At 69.7% G+C, this 21640-nt stretch carries 15 protein-coding genes; 5 read left to right on the top strand and 10 right to left on the bottom strand.

The genetic code is table 11. From position 1 onward, the window contains the following. Positions 1 to 179: 179 nt before the first annotated feature. On the bottom strand, positions 180 to 1010 hold the full coding sequence (locus tag RHCRD62_RS20785) for a CPBP family intramembrane glutamic endopeptidase (protein ID WP_050066622.1): 831 nt from the start codon (positions 1008 to 1010) through the stop codon (positions 180 to 182). A gap of 288 nt (positions 1011 to 1298) precedes the next feature. On the opposite strand from RHCRD62_RS20785, the gene RHCRD62_RS20780 reads away from it, so the two are divergent. After that, positions 1299 to 3734, top strand: a complete 2436-nt coding sequence (locus tag RHCRD62_RS20780; RefSeq protein WP_050066621.1) for an ATP-dependent Clp protease ATP-binding subunit — start codon at positions 1299 to 1301, stop codon at positions 3732 to 3734. A 54-nt stretch (positions 3735 to 3788) separates the two neighbouring features. On the opposite strand, the gene RHCRD62_RS20775 is transcribed toward RHCRD62_RS20780, so the two are convergent. The 7 genes from RHCRD62_RS20775 to RHCRD62_RS20745 form a co-directional block, all read right to left on the bottom strand. After that, positions 3789 to 4793, bottom strand: a complete 1005-nt coding sequence (locus tag RHCRD62_RS20775) for a dimethylarginine dimethylaminohydrolase family protein (RefSeq protein WP_050066620.1) — start codon at positions 4791 to 4793, stop codon at positions 3789 to 3791. Between the two features lie 62 nt (positions 4794 to 4855). Continuing rightward, positions 4856 to 6499 carry a Na+/H+ antiporter gene (locus tag RHCRD62_RS20770; RefSeq protein WP_050066619.1) on the bottom strand — a complete coding sequence of 548 codons (1644 nt, stop codon included), beginning with the start codon at positions 6497 to 6499 and terminating at the stop codon, positions 4856 to 4858. Between the two features lie 3 nt (positions 6500 to 6502). Continuing rightward, the gene (locus tag RHCRD62_RS20765; RefSeq protein ID WP_050066618.1) at positions 6503 to 6892 is read right to left on the bottom strand and encodes a thiol-disulfide oxidoreductase DCC family protein; all 390 of its coding nucleotides are present in this window, start codon (positions 6890 to 6892) and stop codon (positions 6503 to 6505) included. A 28-nt stretch (positions 6893 to 6920) separates the two neighbouring features. Continuing rightward, complete coding sequence (locus RHCRD62_RS20760) at positions 6921 to 7133, bottom strand: antitoxin (RefSeq protein ID WP_050066617.1); 213 nt, start codon at positions 7131 to 7133, stop codon at positions 6921 to 6923. 91 nt (positions 7134 to 7224) lie between these two features. Continuing rightward, entirely contained in the window at positions 7225 to 9711 is a 2487-nt protein-coding gene (locus tag RHCRD62_RS20755; RefSeq protein WP_050066616.1) for an HAD-IC family P-type ATPase, read from the bottom strand. A gap of 9 nt (positions 9712 to 9720) precedes the next feature. Continuing rightward, the gene (locus tag RHCRD62_RS20750) at positions 9721 to 10836 is read right to left on the bottom strand and encodes an MBL fold metallo-hydrolase (protein WP_050066615.1); all 1116 of its coding nucleotides are present in this window, start codon (positions 10834 to 10836) and stop codon (positions 9721 to 9723) included. A 1-nt stretch (position 10837) separates the two neighbouring features. Continuing rightward, on the bottom strand, positions 10838 to 11569 hold the full coding sequence (locus tag RHCRD62_RS20745) for an enoyl-CoA hydratase (protein WP_050066614.1): 732 nt from the start codon (positions 11567 to 11569) through the stop codon (positions 10838 to 10840). Between the two features lie 39 nt (positions 11570 to 11608). Between RHCRD62_RS20745 and RHCRD62_RS20740 the strand changes: the two genes are divergently transcribed. Beyond that, on the top strand, positions 11609 to 12691 hold the full coding sequence (locus tag RHCRD62_RS20740; protein ID WP_050066613.1) for an FAD-dependent oxidoreductase: 1083 nt from the start codon (positions 11609 to 11611) through the stop codon (positions 12689 to 12691). A gap of 23 nt (positions 12692 to 12714) precedes the next feature. On the opposite strand, the gene RHCRD62_RS20735 is transcribed toward RHCRD62_RS20740, so the two are convergent. Then, positions 12715 to 13386 (bottom strand): hemerythrin domain-containing protein, encoded by a 672-nt coding sequence (locus RHCRD62_RS20735; RefSeq protein WP_050066612.1) that lies wholly within the window; start codon positions 13384 to 13386, stop codon positions 12715 to 12717. A 156-nt stretch (positions 13387 to 13542) separates the two neighbouring features. Here RHCRD62_RS20735 and RHCRD62_RS20730 point away from each other — a divergent pair, with 156 nt between their 5' ends. After that, positions 13543 to 16875: an ATP-binding protein gene (locus RHCRD62_RS20730; RefSeq protein ID WP_050066611.1), complete on the top strand. Its 3333-nt coding sequence runs from the start codon at positions 13543 to 13545 to the stop codon at positions 16873 to 16875. Positions 16876 to 16897: 22 nt separating this feature from the next. Next, a complete protein-coding gene (locus RHCRD62_RS20725; RefSeq protein WP_084734399.1) occupies positions 16898 to 19021 on the top strand; it encodes an MMPL family transporter in 2124 nt (707 codons plus the stop codon). A 53-nt stretch (positions 19022 to 19074) separates the two neighbouring features. On the opposite strand, the gene RHCRD62_RS20720 is transcribed toward RHCRD62_RS20725, so the two are convergent. Further along, positions 19075 to 19923, bottom strand: a complete 849-nt coding sequence (locus tag RHCRD62_RS20720; RefSeq protein ID WP_216596654.1) for an aldo/keto reductase — start codon at positions 19921 to 19923, stop codon at positions 19075 to 19077. Positions 19924 to 19999: 76 nt separating this feature from the next. On the opposite strand from RHCRD62_RS20720, the gene RHCRD62_RS20715 reads away from it, so the two are divergent. Continuing rightward, positions 20000 to 21640, top strand: coding sequence for an ABC-F family ATP-binding cassette domain-containing protein (locus RHCRD62_RS20715; protein WP_050066609.1), 1641 nt, complete (start codon positions 20000 to 20002; stop codon positions 21638 to 21640).

The following is a 21640-nucleotide window of genomic DNA, read 5'->3' as shown; positions in this document are numbered from 1 at the left end:
AGGCAACGCTACGACACCCCCACTCGGGTGAGTGGAACCCGGAGTCCGTCGGGCGGACATGTCGGGAACGGCAGGTGGCGGAAGATATATGGCGAGGGCAATGCACGCAGACTTCAAGGAAGTACTGGCAAGGCCGTGGCCCGCACGGTGGCCGCCGCGGGACGCAGTAGGCCGGAAGGTCAGGCAGCGGGCGAGTACTGGGTTGATTGAACCTTGCCTCGGACGAAGAACACTGCAACGAAACCGAACACAATAAGCAGGATCGTGGCCAGTGCCGCGATCACACTACCGCTGTTGGAGGTGCCGACGGTGGTGTCGACCCCACCCGAGGACAGGAACGTCGTCGGATCGGTGAGGGCGTGGAGAACGATCGCAGCCCAGATGGTGCCGGTGACTCGCATCGTGAGGTACATGCACATACCGAAGGCGAAGGTGTAGATGACAGTGGCGCCGACGGTGGACAGTTCCATCCCGGAGAACAGGTTCACGGTGTGCATCAGCGCGAACATCAACGAGGAGATCGCCGCGACGAACTTCTCGCTGTGGCGGGCGTCCCTCAGGATCTGGACCACCAGTCCTCGGGTGGCCAGTTCCTCGGTCAGGCCGACGCAGGCGCCCAACACGAACATTGCCGCGATCTGCCCGCCGGTCCACGAATTCCAGTCGGTCCCGGTCAGATGCGCGATGATCGCGGCCAGAACCAGCACCGGGCCGATCCACATCCAGCCGCGTCCACGAATGGACTGTGGTCCGAAGATCTTCCCGAGCATGCCCAGCCGGGCAGCCACGATCAACAGTGCGATGCCGCCGACCGCGATCGGCAAGGCCATCGCGAACAGGATGCTGGGCGCGGACCCGATGACGTTGTCCGTGTCGATCTCGCTGGCGAAGATCGTCGTGATCACCCACCCCACCAACAGGTAGAACACCAGGTAGGCCGCGATCAGTCCGATTGCCATCCACAGGCTCGGGCGTCGCCAGCCGCCTGTTTCAACACCTTCGTGCGCCATTGGCTGATCGTAGATACCGTGACCTTGCCCCGCAGTGCAAGCACTACCTCACATCGGCGCGGGCTCGCCGCCAAGAGCACGTCTCGGATGAATGCCGCCACCACAGAGTCGGAACTCGTTTGCCCGGGTGAACGAGGGTTCCTCGACACGGTGCACAACTGACCGGTTCTCATTGGAGCGCGCCCTGGATGGTGCTGGAGATCACAGCGCGATCTCACCCCGCGGGAATTGATTGCAATGAGGATACGTTAGTTGAGTCAGAACCACTCAACTTCAGGAGGCTTGTCAATGCCTGCTTACTTCGGCCCGCAGGGCCCCGGTCGCATCGACATCAGCCGACTCATGAGCCGATCCACCCAGGAGCTCGTGAGCGCGGCCGCCCGCTTCGCAGCGGGTCGCGGCGACTCCGACCTCGACGCCCTGCACGTCGTGCGCGTGATGGCCGAGCAGGAACCGGTCAGGTCGCTGATGCAGCGCGCAGGCGCACGGCCCGACGCCGTCGCCGAGGCCGCGGAGGCGCGCCTGCCGCAGGGCACTCGGTCCGCGAACGCGTTCGCCGTGCCCGCACTGAGCCCTGCCCTCAAGACCGCGCTGCTCGAAGCACACCAGCTCGCGCGCGCCCTCGGCTCCACCTACATCGACCCCGAGCACCTGTTCCTGGCCCTGGCCGCCGATGGCGACCACGCCGTCGGGCGTCTGCTCGCGGAGCAGGGCGTCACGCCCGAGTCGCTGCAACGCACCGTGCAGGAAGGCCCGGCCGCACCCGCGCCCGAGGCCACCGACAGCGCCACCCCGACACTCGACAAGTACGGCGTCGATCTGACGGCCCGCGCCCGTGACGGCGGAATCGACCCCGTCATCGGGCGTGCGCTCGAGATCGAGCAGACCGTCGAGATCCTGTCGCGGCGCACCAAGAACAACCCGGTCCTCATCGGTGAGGCGGGCGTCGGCAAGACCGCGATCGTCGAGGGTCTCGCCCAGCGCATCGTGGACGGCGACGTCCCCGACCGCCTGCTCGGCAAGCGCATCGTCCAGCTGGAGATGTCGTCGATGGTGTCGGGCACCCGCTACCGCGGCGACTTCGAGGAGCGGCTGACGACCCTGGTCGACGAGATCACCGCCCACAAGGACGAGTTGGTCGTGTTCATCGACGAGATCCACACCATCGCCGGAGCGGGCGCGGGTGCGGACGGCGCGATGGACGCGGGCAACATCCTCAAGCCGAAGCTGGCGCGCGGCGACCTGCACGTCGTCGGCGCGACCACACTCGACGAGTACCGCAAGCACATCGAGAAGGACCCGGCCCTCGAACGCCGGTTCCAGCCGGTGATCGTCGACGAGCCCAGCACCGAGGACGCCGTCACCATTCTGACGGGCCTGCGGGAGCGGTACGAGGAGCACCACGGTGTGCGGTACACCGACGAGGCGATCGTCGCCGCCGTCGAACTCTCGCACCGCTACATCGGCGACCGGTTCCTGCCGGACAAGGCGATCGACCTGATCGACCAGGCGGGCGCGCGGCTGTCGCTGCGGTCGCCGAAGGTCGACATCGAGGCGCTGCGGGCACAGCTAGCCGAACTGGAGAAGGACAAGGAGGAGGCCGTCGCGGCAGAGGACTACGAGAAGGCGTCCGCGCTGCGCGATCGAATCACCGCCGCCCAGAAGCGCATCGACGGCGTCCCGGACGCCGTCCCCGTCGACGCCCCCGAGGTCACCGCGGAACTGATCGCCGAGGTCGTGTCCCGGGCAACCGGCATCCCGGCCAGCCAGATGACGCAGGAGGAGAAGGACCGCCTGCGGCTGCTGGAGGACGAGCTGCACCGGCGGGTGGTCGGCCAGGACGACGCCGTGCGCGCGGTCGCGCGGGCGGTGCGGCGCAGCCGGACCGGCATGGCCGACCCGAACAAGCCCGCAGGCAGCTTCCTGTTCCTCGGCCCGACCGGCGTCGGCAAGACGGAACTGGCGAAGGCGCTGGCGGCGACGCTGTTCGGCGACGAGGACAAGATGATCCGGTTCGACATGAGCGAGTTCGGCGAACGGCACACGGTGTCGCGTCTGCTCGGCGCCCCTCCCGGGTACGTCGGGTACGACGAGGCGGGCCAGCTGACCGAACGGGTGCGGCGCAATCCGTACTCGGTGATCCTGCTCGACGAGATCGAGAAGGCGCACCCGGACCTGTTCAACACGCTGCTGCAGGTGCTCGACGACGGCAGGCTCACCGACGGTCACGGCCGCACGGTGGACTTCACGAACACGGTCGTGATCATGACCAGCAACCTGGGCTCCGACCTGATCTCGAGCAAGGGCGGCGCGCTCGGCTTCGTCACCGGTGACGCGGCCTCGGCCGAGAAGCCCTTGCGGGACCGGGTGATGGCGCGGCTCCGCGAGTCGATGCGGCCGGAGTTCCTGAACCGGATCGACGAGATCGTGGTCTTCCGCAGGCTCGACACGGGGCAGCTGCACCGGATCACCGATCTGATGCTCGACGACAGCCGTAAGCGGCTGGCGGACAGGGGCATCGAGATCACGTTCAGCGACGCCGCCGTCGACTGGATCGCCGAGCACGGGCACCAGCCCGAGTTCGGGGCCCGGCCGCTGCGCCGGTCCATCCAGCGGGTGGTCGACGACCGCATCGCGGACATGCTCATCGACGACCTCATCGTCGAGGGATCGCGGGTGACGGTCGACGTCACCGAGGACGAGCTGGACCTGCAGGTCGCGTAGGAGCGAACGACGGGCCGAGGGGACGGGCAGTGCGCCCGTCCCCTCGGCCCGTGCTCACTCGCGCCACAGTGACTGCGTGGTGCACCGGAACGATCCGCCGAAGCTGCGGGTGATCGCGAAGTCGACGTACTCGACCGTGACCCCGTGTGCGGCAACACGATCACCGACCGCGGCGAACGCCGGGTCCGTGATGTAGACGTCCGGTCCGATGGGAAGCCCGTTGGTGGCGAGGTCGATGCCCTCCTGCTCGGTGACCTCGATCCGGTCCCAGTCGTCGAACACCGCAGGCAGCCCGTCCGGGAGAGCGTCCGGGCAGGTCACCAACAGGCCCTCGCGGATCAGCCCGAGCGCACAGTCGAGGTGCAGGAAGTTGGGGGCCAGCCGTACCGGTTCCACCGTGTACCCGCGCGGCGCCAGCAGGTGACGCAGCCAGCGCATCCCCAGATCGTTCGAGGCCAGCCCGGAATTGCCGACGAACACCCGATCGCCGTACACCAGCACGTCGCCGCCCTCGAGGAACGGACCCGCTCCCGCGTCATCGCCGGCGCCGTCCGGCACCGCAGGCTGCGGCAGTGCGACGTAGGTGCAGCGCCCGCCGAGCGCGCGCTCGGCGAGGATGTCACGGCTGGCCAGCACCTCCCGCCTCCGGTACGGCAGCCGCAGCGTCCCCTCGACCACGACATCGCCGACGACGAACCAGGGGTCTCGGACGAAGAAGTTCGCGTAGCCGTCCGGCCCGCCCGCGGCCCGTTCCGCGTCGGTCAGCGGCCAGGTCCGCACCACCTCGACACCGTGCCGCTCGAACACCGCGCACAGCTGCTCACGTTCGGATTCCCAGCGTCGCTGCCGCTCCGGGTGGACGTCGGCGTGGTCGCGTCCCAGCATGCCGCCGAGCATCGCCCGCGCCTCGGGGGTGAGGAAGGCGACCTCGGCGGGCGGCAGTTCGTCGGGCAGCCGCACCTGGGACCGGGCGACGACGACCATGCGCAACGGGGCGAACTCGCTGCGCACCATCACCCGTCCCGGCGACGCGCCTGTGGGGGTGTCGATGAGATCCATCCCGGCCTCCCGTCGGTCGGCTTACAGCGTATGCCCGGCCTGCGCGCAATGCAGGCGAGCGTTCACCACCGCTGTCGTCGTACCCGGGCCTCGGCGGCGGCCTCCTCCAGGTCGAGTTCGTCGAGTAGTCGCCGCAGCACCTCGTCGTCGAGGTCGCCTGCGTCCCTGGCCTCGATCAGCGCCGTCCGCTGCGCCTTGAGGACGTCGTTGCGGAGCCGGTTGAACTGGGCGCCGAGCCGCAGCACCTTGGCCTCGTGTTCCCCGAGGTCGTCGGCGTGCTCGGCGGCCAGACGCGCCTGGGTCGAGCGCCGGACCCGCTCCACCAGTTCGCCCACCTCCGGATCCCGCAGTGCTGCAGGCGGATCCCGCAGCATGTCGGCGAGCACTCGCTCCGCAGCCTGCTTCGAGATCTGCCGTGCGAGGTCGATCTGTTGCGAGTTCCGCAGTTCCTCGTCCGGGTCGGCGACGTCGAGGACCCGGATCAGCATCGGCAGCGTCGAACCCTGGATGAGCAGGGTCCCGACCGCGACGGTGAAGGCGACCGCCTGGATCACCCCGCGCCCCGGGAACGGGTCACCCGACACCGTCGCCAACGGCACACCGGCGGCCGCCGCCAGCGTCACGACCCCTCGCATCCCCGCCCAGGAGATCACCAGGTTCTGCCGCCACGTCAACTCCTCCTCCGCGCGCGACGTTCCCCGCCTGGCGGCCAGTCGGGGCATCGCGCGGCGTCTGCCCACGTTGAGGAAGATCCACGCCGGCCGGATGACGATCACCAGCGCGAGCACGGCGAAGCCGTAGCCGAAGACGTGATGCACCGGGAGCCCGTCGTCGCGGACGGTGTCGATGACCGACTTGAACTGCAACCCGATGTAGGCGAACACGAACGTCTCGAGCACCAGGTCGATCGTCGGCCACACGGACCGTTCCTGGATGCGGGTGCTCACCGATTCGTCACCCGCGTTGCGGCCCAACACGAAACCGGCGGTGACGACGGCGAGGACACCGGACGCGTGGATCTCCTCCGCCGCGAAGTACGCGACGAACGGCAGGATCAGGCCGAGCACGGTCTCCAGTGCGGAGTCGGTGATCCGGGCCCGGACGGTGCGGACGATCCGCGCGAGCACGAGTCCGACGCCGACACCCCCGACGATCTCGTAGCCGAAGTACAGGATCGGGGAGTCGATCGAGATGCGTTCTCCCGTCACCGCGGCGGCGGCGAGGGTGAACAGTGTCAACGCTGCCGCGTCGTTGACGAGGCTCTCCCCCTTGAGGATCGCCATCATCCGCTCGGGCAGTCCGAGTCTGCGGCCGACGGACACGGCGGCCACCGCGTCCGGCGGAGCCACCACCGCCCCGAGCACCAGGGCCGCACCGAGGGTGAGCTCCGGAACCAGCCAGTTCGCGAACACCCCGACCGCGACCGCGGTGACGATGACCATGCCGATTCCGAGCCGCAGGATCGACCGGATGTTCCGCTGAAAAGTGTTGAACGAGTAGTCGAGTGCGGCCGAGTACAGCAGCGGCGGCAGCACGACACCGAGAAGAATGTCGGGAGGGATCGCCGGCGTCGGCACACCGGGCACGAACGACGCCGCGGCGCCGACGGTGACGAGCACGAGCGGAACCTGGAAGCCGAGCCGCTTCGCGAATCCGGCAACGACGATCGCCGCGACGAAGACGAGCAGCAGCCCGGCGACGCTCAAGGGTCAGCCGATCGCGCAGCTGCCGCCGCGGCCGGGCAGCCGGTGCCGGTTCCGGGCGACGAGCCGGTACAGCGCGTCCTGCGCCTGCCGGATTCCGGGGATTCGGTAGATGTGCAGGGGAATACGACTACCCAGCACGCCGGACAGTGCGGCGTTGATGGCACCTGCCCCGGCGAACCGCTGCCCGGACGCATCGATGGCCCACGCCTGCTCCAGAGCCTCGTCCATCGTCACCCCGAAATGGTCGACGGCGCTGGGCTTCTGCAACGGCGTGGCCGTGACGCGGCCGTGGCGGTCGAGCCGCTCCAGCCATCCCGCGCACCACACACAGAAGCCGCAGTCCTTGTCGAACAGCAGCTCGACATGGTTGTCGGTCGACGAACGAGTGGGCATGGTGCGACTCCTGTGTAGTGACTGTGGACTACTTGGTTCCGTCGGCAGGCGGGACGTCCTTCGGGATCGCCTTCTTCGCAGCGTCCTGCGCCTTGTCGATGTGCTGGCTGTACTTGCGGCCGGTCTTCTCGTCGACGAAGTCGCCTGCCTTGGTGATGGCGTCCTCGACCTGCTTGGAGTTCTCGGCGGCGTACTTCTGCCCCTTGCCGAACAGATCCTTCAACGTGTTGACCAAGCTCATGGTTCTCCTCTCAGCGGGGCATATCCCCTGCCTTCAGTCTCACAGCATTCGCCGACACCCGCCAGAGCGCCCTCCGTGCGTTCGCTGTGGATCAGGACACGGTCTCCCGTGTCGCTTCCCCGGGCTGCTCGGGCAGCGAGAAGAGTTGCCGCTTCTCGCCGTGCAGGCGCCCGGACACCCACCACCCGAGCTCGACGAGGACGATGCCGACGCCGCCACAGACGAACGCCGTGGTGGTCGCGGCGACATTCGACGGGTCCAGTTTGAAGAACTCCCGGCAGAACGGGACGGAGAAGAGCACCACGTAGCCGGCGACCGATCCGGCGATCAGGACGATCTTCCACCACACGTACGGCCTGGCGACGATCGCGAGCACCCACAGGGCGATCGTGATGAGCGTGATCAGCGCGGTGGTGCCCGCCTGGATCTGCTGCGTCTCGGTCTGGTCCGGCCCGGCGTACACCAGGGCGTACGAGACGAACGTCGCGATGCCGATGACCAGACCCGACGGGATCGCGAACCGCATCACACGCGGCACGAACCCGGTGCGCGCCCGCTCGTTGTTCGGCGCCAGCGACAGGATGAAGGCGGGAATGCCGATGGTGAACCACGCCGCGATCGTGACGTGCCGCGGCAGGAACGGGTACGGCATCGGCTCGAAGTCGAACAGCTCGGACGCGACGCCGGACAGTCCGACGAGCAGGGCGAGCAGCACCGAGTACACCGTCTTGGTGAGGAACAGGTTGGAGACCCGCTCGATGTTGCCGATCACCCGGCGTCCCTCGCCCACGACGTACGGCAGGGTCGCGAACTTGTTGTCCAACAGCACGATCTGCGCGACGGCTCGCGTCGCGGGACTGCCCGACCCCATCGACACCCCGATGTCGGCGTCCTTGAGCGCGAGGACGTCGTTGACGCCGTCGCCGGTCATCGCGACGGTGTGCCCACGCGACTGCAACGCCCCGACCATCGCCCGCTTCTGGTCGGGCCGCACCCGCCCGAAGGTGGTCTCGGAGGCGAGGACGTCGGCGAGGGCGTCCCGGTCCTCGGGCAGGCCGCGGGCGTCGACGGCGTGGTCGCCGCCCGGCAGTCCGAGCGATCCCGCGACCGCGCCGACCGACACCGCGTTGTCGCCGGAGATGACCTTGACCTCGACCTTCTGTTCGGCGAAGTAGGCGAGGGTGTCGGCGGCGTCCGGGCGCACCCGCTGCTCCAGCACGACCAGTGCGCGCGCCGTGAGGTTCCCGGGCGCGGCGTCGTCGTCGACCGCGACGTCACCCTCCCCGAGGAGCAGCACCCGCAGTCCCGTCGCCCCGATCTCTTCGGCGGTGCGGGCGGCGTCCGAGTCGGGGTCGAGCAGCACATCCGGCGCACCGAGGAACCAGTTCCCGTTGGCGCCGTAAGAGATTCCGCTCCACTTCTTCGCCGACGAGAACGGGGCGACGCCGGTGGAGGTCCACCCCGGATCGTCCTCGTACGCCTCGGCGATCGCCAGCACGCTCGCGTTCGGCCTCGGGTCGTCGGCAGCCATCGCGGCCAGCGCGGCCTGCAGCCGGGACGGTGACCCCGCGGGATCGTCCGGTGTGAGCAGCCGCAACTCCGAGAGCCGCATGCCGTTCTCGGTGAGGGTGCCGGTCTTGTCCGCGCACACCACGTCGACGCGGGCGAGCCCCTCGATGGCGGGCAGCTCCTGCACCAGACACTGCCTGCGCCCCAACCGGATGACGCCGACCGCGAACGCGAGCGACGTCATCAGCACCAGCCCCTCGGGGACCATCGGCACCAGCGCGGCGACCATGCCGTTCAGCGCACCCCCGAGATCCTGCTCGCTGACGAACAGCTGGTTGTAGATGATCAGCGCGCCCGCCGGGACCATCATGTACGTGATGACTTTGAGGATCCGGTCGACGCCGCTGCGCAGTTCCGAGTGCACCAGCGTGAACTTGGACGCCTCCGCCGCCAATTGCGCGGCGTAGGCGTCGCGGCCGACCTTCGTCGCCCGGTACGCACCGCTGCCCGACGCCACGAAACTGCCGGACAGCACCTGGTCGCCGGGCTGCTTGTGCACCGGATCGGCCTCACCGGTGAGCAGTGACTCGTCGATCTCGAGCAGCTCCCCCTCGACGACCTCGCCGTCGACGACGATCTGATCGCCTGCACCCAGTTCGATGACGTCGTCGAGCACCACCTCGCTCGGCGCCAGTGCCGTCGTCGCGCCGTCGCGGCGGACCACGGGCTGTGACTGACTGACGATGGCGAGCTGGTCGAGGGTCCGCTTGGCCCGGGTCTCCTGGATGATGCCGATCGCGCTGTTCGCGATGATGAGCAGACCGAACATGCCGTCGATGATCGACCCCGTCGACAGCACGATCACCAGGAGGACACCGAGGATCGCGTTGATCCGGGTGAACACGTTGGCCCGGACGATCTCCCGGACGGAACGACTGGCTCGCCCCGGAACGTCGTTGGTCTTGCCCTCCGCCCGACGTCGGGCCACCTGGTCGGCGGTCAGTCCGGTCCGCACGTCCACGTCGTCGGGCTTCAGCGTTCCGACCGGATGGATCTCGTCGTTGGCCATGCCCTCAGGTTAGGCCAGGCGGAGCCACCAGGGCCGTTGGGCACCCGGACGAAGAACGTCGATCCGCTGGCCCGGCATCGGCACGCGCACACAGGTTCCGACCTCGTCGGCGGCGACGCCCAGGCGGACGATCGGCTCGGCCCACGGATGGAACGCCAGATTGAACGTCGCCCAGTGCACCGGAACGAGCACGCCGGCGGTCGCGTCCCCACCCTGGAGGTCGGTGTGCATGCGCACCGCCTCCTCCGGGTTCATGTGGATGTCCGGCCAGTGCTCGTCGTAGGCGCCGACCGGCAGCAGGGTCAGGTCGAAGGGGCCGTGACGCTCCCCGATCTCGGCGAACCGCGGGGTGTACCCGGTGTCGCCGCCGAAGAACACCGCGTGCTGCGGCCCGCGCACCGCCCACGACGACCACAACGTCGTGTTGCGTCGCAGCCCGCGGCCCGAGAAGTGCCGTGCCTCGGTGCAGGTGAGCACCAACGACCCGATCGTGGTCTGCTCGTCCCAGTCGAGTTCGACGATCCGGTCCTCGGGGACCCGCCAATGCCGCAGGTGCGCACCGATTCCCGTCGGCACCACGAACGGCGCCGTCTGCGTGCGCAGCAGTGCGACGATCGTGGCGCGATCGAGGTGGTCGTAGTGGTCGTGCGAGATCAGGATCGCGTCGACCGGTGGCAGCGCGGTGACCTCGACGGGCGTCGGGTGGAGCCGAGCGGGTCCGATCATCGGTGACGGCGAAACCCGGTGGCTCCACACCGGATCGGTGAGTACCCGATGTCCGTCGACCTCGACGATGGCACTGGCATGCCCGTACCAGGTGACCGCGAGCTCCGCGGCTTCCGCAGGCGCCAGCGGTGTCGCCAACGGAATGGGCCGGCTGGGCCGACCGAGCTTGCGGCGCGTCAACACCGACGACAGCAGACTGGATTCGTCGGCGCGCACCACCTGAGCGCTCGGTTCGGTGTTGTGAAACCTGTTGTCGCGGAAGCGTGCCGACCCCTCCACGCGGGGCGCGATCGCAGCTGCGGAGGCACCGATCTGCCCGGGGATACCCCACGCCGCCCGCGCGAGAGTCGCGGCGGCAGCACCTGCCAGGGCGGCGGCGAGGACCGATCGCACTCGCACGTCAGCGCCCCCGGAACGTCGGGGTGCGCTTCTCGTGCCGAGCCCGCGACGCCTCGAGCATGTCCTCGCTCGACCACGCGGCGTGCAGGGCGTCGAGCTGGTCCTGCGGCGCCTCGTCCTGCGTGCCGTCGTCGTTGAAGACCATCTTGAGGTGACGCAGCGACAGCGGCGCCAACGCGGCGATCCGCTTGGCCCACTCCTGCGCGGCGGCGAGGTCGCCGATCTTGTTGGCCAGTCCGAACGTGTAGGCGTCGGCCGCCGAGATCTGCTCGGCGCCGAGCAGGACCGTGCGGGCGGGTCCGCCGCCGACCAGCGAGGAGAGTCGCTTGACCGTCCACGAGTCCACGGAAATCCCCAGCTTCACCGCGGGGATCGCGAAGAAGGCGTCCGGCGTGACGACCCGCAGGTCCGATGCGATGGCCAACTGCGTACCCGCGCCCACCGCGGGCCCGTTGATCGCGGCGATCACCGGGATCGGCGCCGAGTCGATGGTGTGCAGCATTTCGAGGAGGGTGTCCGTGAACCCGTCGGCGTAGACGTCGCCCGACAGATCCGCGCCCGCGCAGAAGGCCCTGCCCTGCCCGGTCAGCACGATCACCCGGGCCCCGTCGGCGACCACCTCGTCGACGGCGTCGCGCAGCAGGACGCACAGTTCGGTGTTGAGCGCGTTGCGTCGATCCTCGCGCTGCAATTCGATGGTCACCACATCGCCGTCTCGGCTGGTCCCGATCATGATTGTGACCGTACCGTTTCGACCTGAGAAGGTGCCACTGTGCAGCAAACTGTCGATGTCGTCGTGATCGGCGCGGGCCAGGCCGGGTTGTCCGCTGGTTACCACCTGCGCCGGGCCGGTGCCGACTTCGTCGTTCTCGACCACGCGCCCGGACCGGGTGGCGCGTGGCAGTTCCGATGGCCGTCGCTGACGTTGACCACCGTCAACCGCGTCCACGACCTGCCCGGCATGGCGATGACCGACATCCTGGACGGATCACCGCCCGAGGAAGTACACGCGTCCGACGTCGTCCCGCTGTACTACGGCGAATACGAGAAGCGCTTCGACCTGCCGATACGTCGCCCGGTCCACGTCCGCGTCGTGTGCGATCACGGCGCCGGGACGGGCCCGCTGACCGTGGAGACCGACGACGGGACGGTGACGGCCCGCGGCATCGTCAACGCGACCGGAACGTGGGAGCGACCCTTCGTGCCGCGCTATCCGGGCGCCGAGACGTTCCGGGGCCAAACGCTGCACACCCGCGACTACCGCACCGCCGACGAGTTCGCGGGAAGGCACGTCCTCGTGGTCGGCGGCGGTATCTCGGCCGTACAGCTGCTCGACGAGATCTCCCGTGTCACGACCACCACCTGGGTGACGAGGAGGCCGCCGGAGTTCCGGGACACCCCGTTCACCCCCGAGGAGGGTCGCGCCGCCGTCGCGATCGTCGAGGACCGGGTTCGGCGCGGCCTCCCACCCGGATCGGTGGTGTCGGTGACGGGCCTGCCGCTGACCCCGGCGTTGCGCGCCGCCCGCGAGCGCGGCGCCCTGGACCGGCGGCCGATGTTCACCGAGATCACCCCGGAAGGTGTCCGATGGGCGGACGGGACCGAGCAGCATGTCGACGTCATCCTGTGGTGCACCGGCTTTCGCAGTTCCCTCGACCACCTCGCACCGCTGCATCTGCGCGGACCGGGTGGCGGCATCACCATGACGGGGCGGCTCGCGACCCAGGTCGCCGCCGACCCGCGGGTGCACCTGCTGGGGTACGGGCCGTCCGCGAGCACGATCGGCGCCAACCGCGGCGGACGGGCCGCGGCGGGGGAACTGCTCGCGTACCTCGACGGCCTGCCCGTTCCCTGAGCCGGTGAACGCGGCCACGGGGATCACGCCGGGTTGCGTCCGAAGATCTCGCGGTACTCCTTCGCGAACGCGCGCTTGCCGACCAGCCGCCACGCGATCCGTGCGGCCAGCGGCGCCTCGGACAGCACGCGGCGGCGCTGGTCCGGCGTCGCGCCGAGCAGCAGGAATCCGAGCAGGATCAGCTGACGGTTGGCAGGAACCGACCCGCGCCCGCGCTCACCGAGCTGCTCCCATTCGGCCACCGTCATGTTCGCCTCCGCCAACGGAAGGATGTGCGCCTCTTCCTCACGCAGGTGCTCGTCGAGCGCTGTGAACAGCGCGGACACCGTCGACGCCCAGGCCTCGCCGTCGCTGCGCGACGCCGACAGTTCGAAGGTGGCGGCCCGGGTTCCCGCGCGGTCGAGGAGCTCACCGATCCGCTCGTGCTGCTCCTCCATCCGCAGCACCAGCGCGTGATCGGTCGGGACACGGTCGAGCAGCAGCGGCCACATCAGCTCGTCCTCACCAGTGTGGTGATGGTGCAGCCCTGTGGCGATCTCGGTCTGGAACTCGACCAACCGGCGGGCCCGCGCGGTGTCGCCCTCGGGGACGGCGCGGATCAACTCGGGCAGGCTGCCGAACGCGTGCCTGAAGATGTTGTGGGCGAGGATCATGTCCCCGGTGTCCGGGCGGTCGGTCGCGGTGAGCGTGCTCATGGTGTGCCTCCTGGGTCGGATACTGCGAGGTCTGGGTTCTGCTGACTGGATTCACGATCACCCGACCCACTTGTGGCTCTCTTGCACCCGACTTGGACCCCACTCGGACCCGTCCGCACCTAAAGTTGTGCAGTGCACATACGGGTGTTGGGCTCGATGGATGCGGACTCCTCGAGTGATGGGGAAGCTGCGGGCGGGTCACTCGACCTCGGTGGTCCCCGGCAACGCGGTGTCCTGGCGCTGCTGCTGATCGCCCGCGGCTCGGTGGTGTCCGTCGACAGGCTCATCGACGACCTGTGGCACGGCGAACCGCCGCCGCGCGCACTCGGCGCACTGCAGGCGTACGTGTCGAACCTGCGTCGCGCGCTCGAGCCGGGACGCGCACCCCGTGCGGCGGCATCGGTGCTGGTCAGCAAGGCCCCCGGCTACTGCGTCGTCCTCGGCTCCGAGGACGTCGACGCATGGCGGTTCGAGGCACTGCTGCGCGCCGCCGATGGGCATGCGCCGGCGGAGAGGCGCCGACTGCTCGAGGAATCCCTCGGTCTGTGGCGCGGGACGGCCTACGCCGAGTTCGCCGCCAACGACTGGGCGGCACCGGAGGTGGCACGCCTCGACGAACTGCGGCTCGTCGCCCACGAGCGACTGGCGTCGGCGATGCTCGACACCGGCGATCCGGCGGGCGCCGTCGCGGAGGCGGGCGCACTGACGCGGGCGCATCCGTTGCGGGAGGAGAGCTGGCGGTTGCTCGCGCTGGGCCTGCATGCGAGCGGCAGACAGGCCGACGCGCTGGCCGCGCTTCGCCGGGCGCGCGGCATCCTGGCGGACGAACTGGGCCTCGACCCCGGGGCCGCCCTGCAGCAACTGGAATCGGATCTGCTGGCGCAGCGGCTGCCGCAGCCTCAGCCTCGACCTCAGGTGAACGCGCAGCCGGTCCGGACTCCCGCTGTACCGCCGGCGCCTGCACCGGCCCCGCGCTCCGCGGATCGAGTGTTCGTCGGCAGGCGCACCGAGCTGGACGCCCTGGTTGCGGTGGCAGCAGAGGCGTCGGACCGAGCCCGGGTCGCACTGGTGTCCGCCGAGGCGGGCGGCGGGAAAACCGAACTGCTGCTGCGCTTTCGCGCCGAACTCGACGGCACGCGCGTCCTCGTCGGACGATGCCCCGAAGCCGAGGGTGCGCCGCCCGCGTGGGCCTGGGTGGAGATCCTGCGTGCGCTGGCGGTCGAGGTCGATCCCGGTCCGCTCGCGGCCGCGCTGGCGCCGCTGCTCGACGACGCGGTGATGGCGGCCTCGTTGACCACCGAGGCCGGCGGGTCGTCGTCGGCACACGGCCGCTTCCTCCTGCACCGCGCCGTCACCGACTACCTCGCACTCGCCCAGCGGGACCGGCCGTTGGCGCTGTTCCTCGACGACCTGCACCGTGCGGACGCGGAGACCCTGGCGCTGGTGACGCGGGTCGCGGAGTCGGTGCCGGTGCTGCTGGTGGCCGCCTACCGTCCGGACGAGACCGACGCGAATCTGGAATCGACGTTGGCGGCGCTGGCGCCGCTGACACCCGAACGGATCCGGCTCGTCGGACTGTCCACGGCGGACGCGGCGGCCCTCGTGCGGGAGGTGACGGGTGGGGACGCCGACGACGCGACGGTGCGCGCCCTGACCGAGCGGACCGGCGGCAACCCCTTCTACCTGCGCGAGAGTGCGCGTCTGCTCGGCAGTGAGGGTGAGCTCGTCGCCACCTCCGACGTCCCCGACGGCGTCCGTGACGTGCTGCGCAGGCGGTTCGCACGGCTCCCCGAAGTCGCGGTGTCGGTGCTGCGGCTGATCGCGGTGATCGGCAGACAGGCCGATGTCGAGGTCCTGCTGCGGGCTGTGGAACTCGGCGAGAACGAGACGCTCGATGCCGTCGAGGCAGGTGTCGTCGCCGGACTGCTCGACGAGCCGGACCCGTCGACCGTCCGGTTCACTCACGCCCTCGTCCGCGACGTCCTTCTCGGGGACCTGTCGCAGGTGCGCCGTGCGCGCTGGCACCTGCGGGTCGCCGAGGCCGTGGAAGAGATCCATCCCCAGGACGCATCGGCGTTGGCTCACCATTTCGGAGCGGCGCTGTCGTCGAGTACGGCCCGCCGCGCCGCGGACCACGCGCTCGACGCGGCCCGGCAGGCGGAGGCCCGTTTCGCGCACGACGCGGCCGCACTGCACTACGAGCAGGCGCTGGCTGCGATGGACCGACTGCCCGCGAAGGAGCGACTTCCCGGCCGCGATATCGACGAGCGGGTCGACACACTGGCCCGCCTCGGACGCAGCCACCTCGTGAACGGTGCGGCCGCACCCGCCCGCGAGACCCGCGATCGGGCCCTGTCCGTGGCAGAGGCGGCGGGACGCGACGATCTGATCGTCCGGTCCCTGACCGCGTGGGACACGCCGACGCCCTGGATCAACCGGCCGTACGGGCTGATCGACACGAGGGTCGTCGCGGCGATCGAGCGGGCGTTGACGCTGCCGAACCTGACCGACGAGCAGCGGTGCCGGCTGCTGGTGATCCTCGTCGACGAGGTGTACGGGGAGGATGACGCGCGCACCGAGTCGGCAAGCGCGGAGGCGGAGGAACTGGCACGTCACCTCGACGATCCGGACCTGCTCGGCCTGGCGTTGAACTCGCGGATCGAGCTGCGGCACGGCGCACTTCCCGTCGAGGTCCGGGCCGCGATCGGGGCCGAGATGATCATCCTCGGCGAGGACGAGGACCGGGCGGCGTTCGCACTGATCGGCAACTATTCCGAACTCCAGATCGCGTGCGCACGAGGCGACTTCGACACTGGACGTCAGCACCTCGAGCACAACGAGGCCCTCGCGAAGCGGTACCGCTGGAAACAGGCGCAGGCGTCGAATTCGATGGTGCACGGAATGCTCGCGCACGCGTCCGGTGATCTCGACGCCGCCGAGGAGATGTACCTGCAGGCCCATCGGGAGTTCCGGGGACACGGCGAGATCGACGCCGACGGAATCCTGCTTCTCGCCCTGTTCTCGCTGCGGGTGACGCAGGGCCGGACCGGCGAATTCGAGGAGATGATCCGGGCGCTCGACACGGCTGCAACGGACGTGATCGTCGACCCACTCACCATCGCGCTCGCCGCCAACGGCAAGGCAGCCGAGGCACCGCCCCTGCGGGTGGGTTTGCGGCCCGTCCGATCCGACTTCTTCCACGGGTTCCTCCTGACGCAGCGGGGCATCGCGGTCGCGGCACTGGGGTCGAGGGAGGAGGCCGCGCACCTGTACCCGCAACTGGCGCAGTACTCCGGTCAGCTCGGTGGCGCCGACACCGGCTCGTTCACGATGGGACCCGTCGACACGGTGCTCGCGGACCTGGAACTGCTGCTGGGGCGGCCGGAGGAGGCGGTCGTCCACCTGAAGGCGGCGGAAGAACTGGCACGTCGATGCGGGTGCCCGCAATGGATCGACGCGGCACGAAGCCGACTCCAAGTCGTCCACTAGCGGCAGGCGTGACCGTGGTGCCATGAGCACCTTCCTGTATCGCGTCGGTTCGGCCGGCGCCGCGCATCCCTGGCGCATCCTGTCCCTCTGGGCGGCGATCCTCGCGACCGCCGTGACGCTTGCCGTCGTCGCAGGCGGAGAAACCCGCGACGACTACGACATCCCCGGCCTCGCGTCAACTCCGGGCGCGCACCTGCTCGCCGACCGATTCCCGGCAATGTCCGGAACGGACGCGCGGGTGGTCGTGCACTCCCCCGACGGCGCCGTGCCCGCAGCGGAACTGTCGTCACTCGGCGAACGCCTCGCCGAGCTTCCCGGCGTGGGGTTCGTGGCGCCGCCGCGCCTGTCCGACGGCGGCGACACCGCGATCCTCGACGTCCGGTACTCGATCCCCGTCACCGACTTCACCGGATCCGAAGGGACCGATCCGCTCGAGGCCGCCGCCGCGGACACCCGCACCGCGGGCCTCCAGGTGGAGTTCGGCGGCGAGGTCCACGAGAACAACTCCGCTCCGTCCGGTTCCGCGGAGCTGATCGGCATCGGGGTCGCGCTGCTGATCCTCGTGTTCGCGTTCGGCTCCGTGGTCGCCGCGGGCCTGCCGCTGCTGGTCGCGTTGACCGGCGTCGGGGTCGGCGGCGCACTGATCACGGCGGCTGCGGCCGTCACCGACGTCAGCACGATCGCGCCGACCATCGCGACCATGGTCGGGATCGGTGTCGGCATCGACTACGCGTTGCTGCTGGTGACGCGCTACGCCGACGGTCTGCGTGACGGAATGGCACCGCGGGAGGCCGCCGGCTACGCCAACGGGACCGCAGGCGTGTCCGTGGTGTTCGCAGGGTCGACGGTCCTCGTGTCGCTGTTCGGGCTGCGACTGGCCGGCCTGCCCGTGTACTCGTCGTTCGGGTACGCGACGTTCCTGACTGTCGGGGCGGTGATGCTGGCGGCGATCACCCTCGTGCCGGCGCTGTGCGGACTGGCCGGACTTCGCGTACTCGGACGCCAGAGGCGCGGCGTGCTGGGACGCCGGGGTCGTGCGTCCCGGCCACGAGCAGCACGTGAGCCGCTGACCGCCCGTTGGGCGCGTCGGGTGGGACGCCGCCCGTGGCCGTGGGCCGTCGGCGCGCTGCTCCTGCTCCTGCTGCTCGCGGCGCCGGTGCTGCAGATGCGGACGTGGCCGCAGGACGCAGGCAGCGCACCCACCTCGAACACCATCCGCGTCGCACACGACCTCGTGGCAGCCGAGTTCGGGCCCGGCACGAACGGCCCCCTCCTGGTCGCGGTGGACAGGAGCAGCGGGGTCGACCCGACGGCGGTCGCCGCGACCCTGAGCCAGGATCCCGGCATCGCCCGCGTGACACCGCCGATCGTCAACGCGGACGGCCGCGCCGCCGTCGTCACGGCCGAACCGACCACGGCGCCCCAGAACGAGGCGACGACCGAGACGGTGCACCGCCTGCGGGCGTCACTGCCGGCCGGCGTCCACATCACCGGCGTCACCGCGACGTTCGTCGACATCTCCGCCCGGCTCGCGGAGCGGCTGTGGCTGGTCGTCGGAATCGTCGTCGCGCTGTCCGTGGCGCTGCTGACCGTCGTGTTCCGCGCACCCGTCGTCGCGGTGAAAGCGGCGGCGATGAACCTGCTGTCCGTCGCTGCGACCTACGGGGTGATGGTGGCCGTGTTCCAGTGGGGTTGGGGTGCAACCGCTCTCGGATTGCCCGGCCGGACACCCGTGTCGAGTTGGGTGCCGATCCTCATGTTCACGATCCTGTTCGGGCTGTCCATGGACTACGAGGTGTTCCTGCTGTCCCGGGTCCGTGAAATGTGGCTCCGCAGCGGCGATCCGCACGGCGCGGTGGTGCAGGGTCTCGCCGCGACGGGACGCGTCATCACCAGTGCCGCCGCCATCATGATCGCCGTGTTCACCGGCTTCGCGCTCGACGCGGACGTCACCGTGAAGATGCTGGGCGTCGGCCTCGCAGTCGCCGTCCTCATCGACGTCACGATCGTGCGGATGGTGCTCGTGCCCGCGACGATGGCGCTCCTCGGCCGGTTCAACTGGTGGGCGCCGGCCTGGTTGGAGCGGACGTTGCCGAACCTCGACGTCGAGGGCGGCGCCACCGAGGAACGCCTCGCAAGGGTGTGACCCAAACGCCTAGGCGCCGCCGACCCCTCGGTCGACGGCGCCTCCGGTATTGCTCAGACGTCGAAGGTGTCCGGATCGGGGCCGAGCCGGTTGCCGACGTCGAGGCTCTCGATGGCGGCGAGATCGTCGGTGTCCAGTTCGAAGTCGAACACCTCGAAGTTCTGCCGAATCCGGTGCGGCGTCACGGACTTCGGGATCACGACGTTGCCGAGCTGCAGGTGCCAGCCCAACACGACCTGTGCCGTCGACCGCTGGTGCTTCTCCGCGATCCGGGCGAGGACCGGATCGTCGAGCAGGCCCCGGCCCTGGCCGAGCGGCGACCACGCCTCGGTGACGATGCCGAGTTCCTGATGCAGGGCCCGCAATTCGGGCTGCGCGAAATCGGGGTGCACCTCGATCTGGTTGATCACCGGGGTGACGCCCGTGTCGTCGATGATGGTGCGCACCTGGGCGGGCTGGAAGTTGGAGACGCCGATCGACGTGACGCGGCCGTCGGCCTTCAACTCCGTCAGTGCCCGCCAGATCTCGCGGTAGTCGTCCCGCACGGCGCGCGGCCAATGGATCAGGTACAGGTCGAGGTGGTCGAGGCCGAGCCGGTCGAGCGAGGCGTCGAACTCGAAGAAGACGGAGTCACGGGTCCACGGCTGGGTCTTGCCGTTCCACAGCTTGGTGGTGACGAACAGTTCGTCACGCGGCACGCCGGACGCGGCGATCGCCCGCCCGGTTCCCACCTCGTTGCCGTAGATCGCGGCGGTGTCGATGCTGCGGTAGCCGATGCTCAGGGCACTGGTCACCGCGGTGAAGGTCTCGTCATCGGGAACCTGCCACACCCCGAACCCCACCTGGGGGATGGTGTTGCCGTCATTGAGCGGCACGTTCGGAACTGGGCTCACAGATGTCATGCAACACTCCAACCACATCGAACCTGCGATTGTTCCCGCCTCGGGCGGTCACAGCGGCGACTGAGACAATCACCTCATGAGCGCCACCCTCCACGCCGACGACGTCTCCGCCGCTCGCGGCGAACGCACCCTGTTCACCGGTTTCGATCTCGTGGTCGCGCCCGGGGACGTGATCGGCCTGGTCGGAGCCAACGGCGCAGGCAAGTCCACCCTGCTGTCCATCCTCTCCGGCGACACCACCGCCGACGTCGAGGGCACGGTCTCCCTCAGCCCGCCGGACGCGACCGTCGGGCACCTCGTCCAGGAACTCGAACGCATCCCCGGCGAAACCGTCGAGGCGTACCTCGGTCGCCGCACCGGCGTCACCGCCGCCGAGACCGAGATGAACGCGTCCGCCGAAACGCTGACGGAGCCGGGCGGCGACGACCGGTACGCGCACGCGCTCGAACGCTGGCTCGCGCTCGGCGGCGCCGACCTGCACGAGCGGGCCGGACAGGTCCTCGACGACCTGGGCCTCACCGCGGGACTGGACGCCGAGATGACGGCACTGTCCGGTGGGCAGGCCGCGCGCGTCGGGCTGGCGGCGCTGCTGCTGTCCCGATACGACGTCCTGCTGCTCGACGAGCCGACCAACGACCTCGACCTCGACGGCCTCGAACGCCTGGAACGGTTCGTCGCCGAGACACGCACGGGCGTCGTGGTGGTCAGCCACGACCGGGAGTTCCTGGCGCGCACCGTCACCGGGATCGTCGAACTCGATCTCGCACAGCAGCAGATCGCCGTGTACGACGGCAGTTACGAGTCGTACCTGGCGGAACGAGCCGTCGCCCGCAGGCACGCACGCGAGCGGTACGAGGAGTACGCCGACACCCTCTCGGGCCTCGAGGCGCGGGCGCAGATGCAACGCAACTGGCTCGAGCACGGTGTCCGCAACAACCGCCGCAAGGCCAAGGGCGCCGACTCCGACAAGATGGGACGCAAGGCACGCGCCGAATCCACGGAGAAGCAGGCCGCGAAAGCCCGTCAGACGCAACGCCGCATCGAACGCCTCGACGTCGTCGAGGAGCCCCGCAAGGAGTGGGAACTGCGGATGGAGATCGCCGACGCACCCCGCAGCGGCGCCGTCGTCGCGACGCTGTCCGGTGCCGTTGTTCAGCGTGAAACGTTCCGGCTCGGCCCGATCCACACCCAGATCGACTGGGGTGACCGCATTCTCGTCACCGGACCGAACGGCTCCGGCAAGTCGACGCTGCTGAGTGTGCTGCTCGGCCGCCTCACCCCCGACGAGGGCACCGCAACACTGGGCTCCGGCGTCGCGGTCGGTGAGGTCGATCAAGCCCGCGGACTGTTCGAGGGCGATCAGCCGCTCGCTGAGGCGTTCGGCGCGCAGGTGCCCGACTGGCCCGACGCCGACGTCCGCACCCTGCTCGCCAAGTTCGGCCTCAAGGGGCACCACGTTCTGCGCCCGGCGAATTCGCTCTCCCCCGGTGAGCGCACCCGCGCCGCACTCGCCCTGCTCCAGGCCCGCGGCGTGAACCTGCTGGTGCTGGACGAGCCCACCAACCATCTCGACCTGCCCGCGATCGAACAGCTCGAGCAGGCGATGGAGTCCTACAACGGGACGCTGCTCCTCGTCACCCACGACCGGCGGATGCTGGACACGATGCGCAGCACCCGCCGGTGGCGGATGGACGGCGGGCACCTTACCGAGGAGTGA

The organism is Rhodococcus sp. RD6.2 (assembly GCF_001040705.1).
GTDB lineage: Bacteria > Actinomycetota > Actinomycetes > Mycobacteriales > Mycobacteriaceae > Rhodococcus_G.
This window is presented reverse-complemented; position numbering and strand designations above follow the sequence as displayed.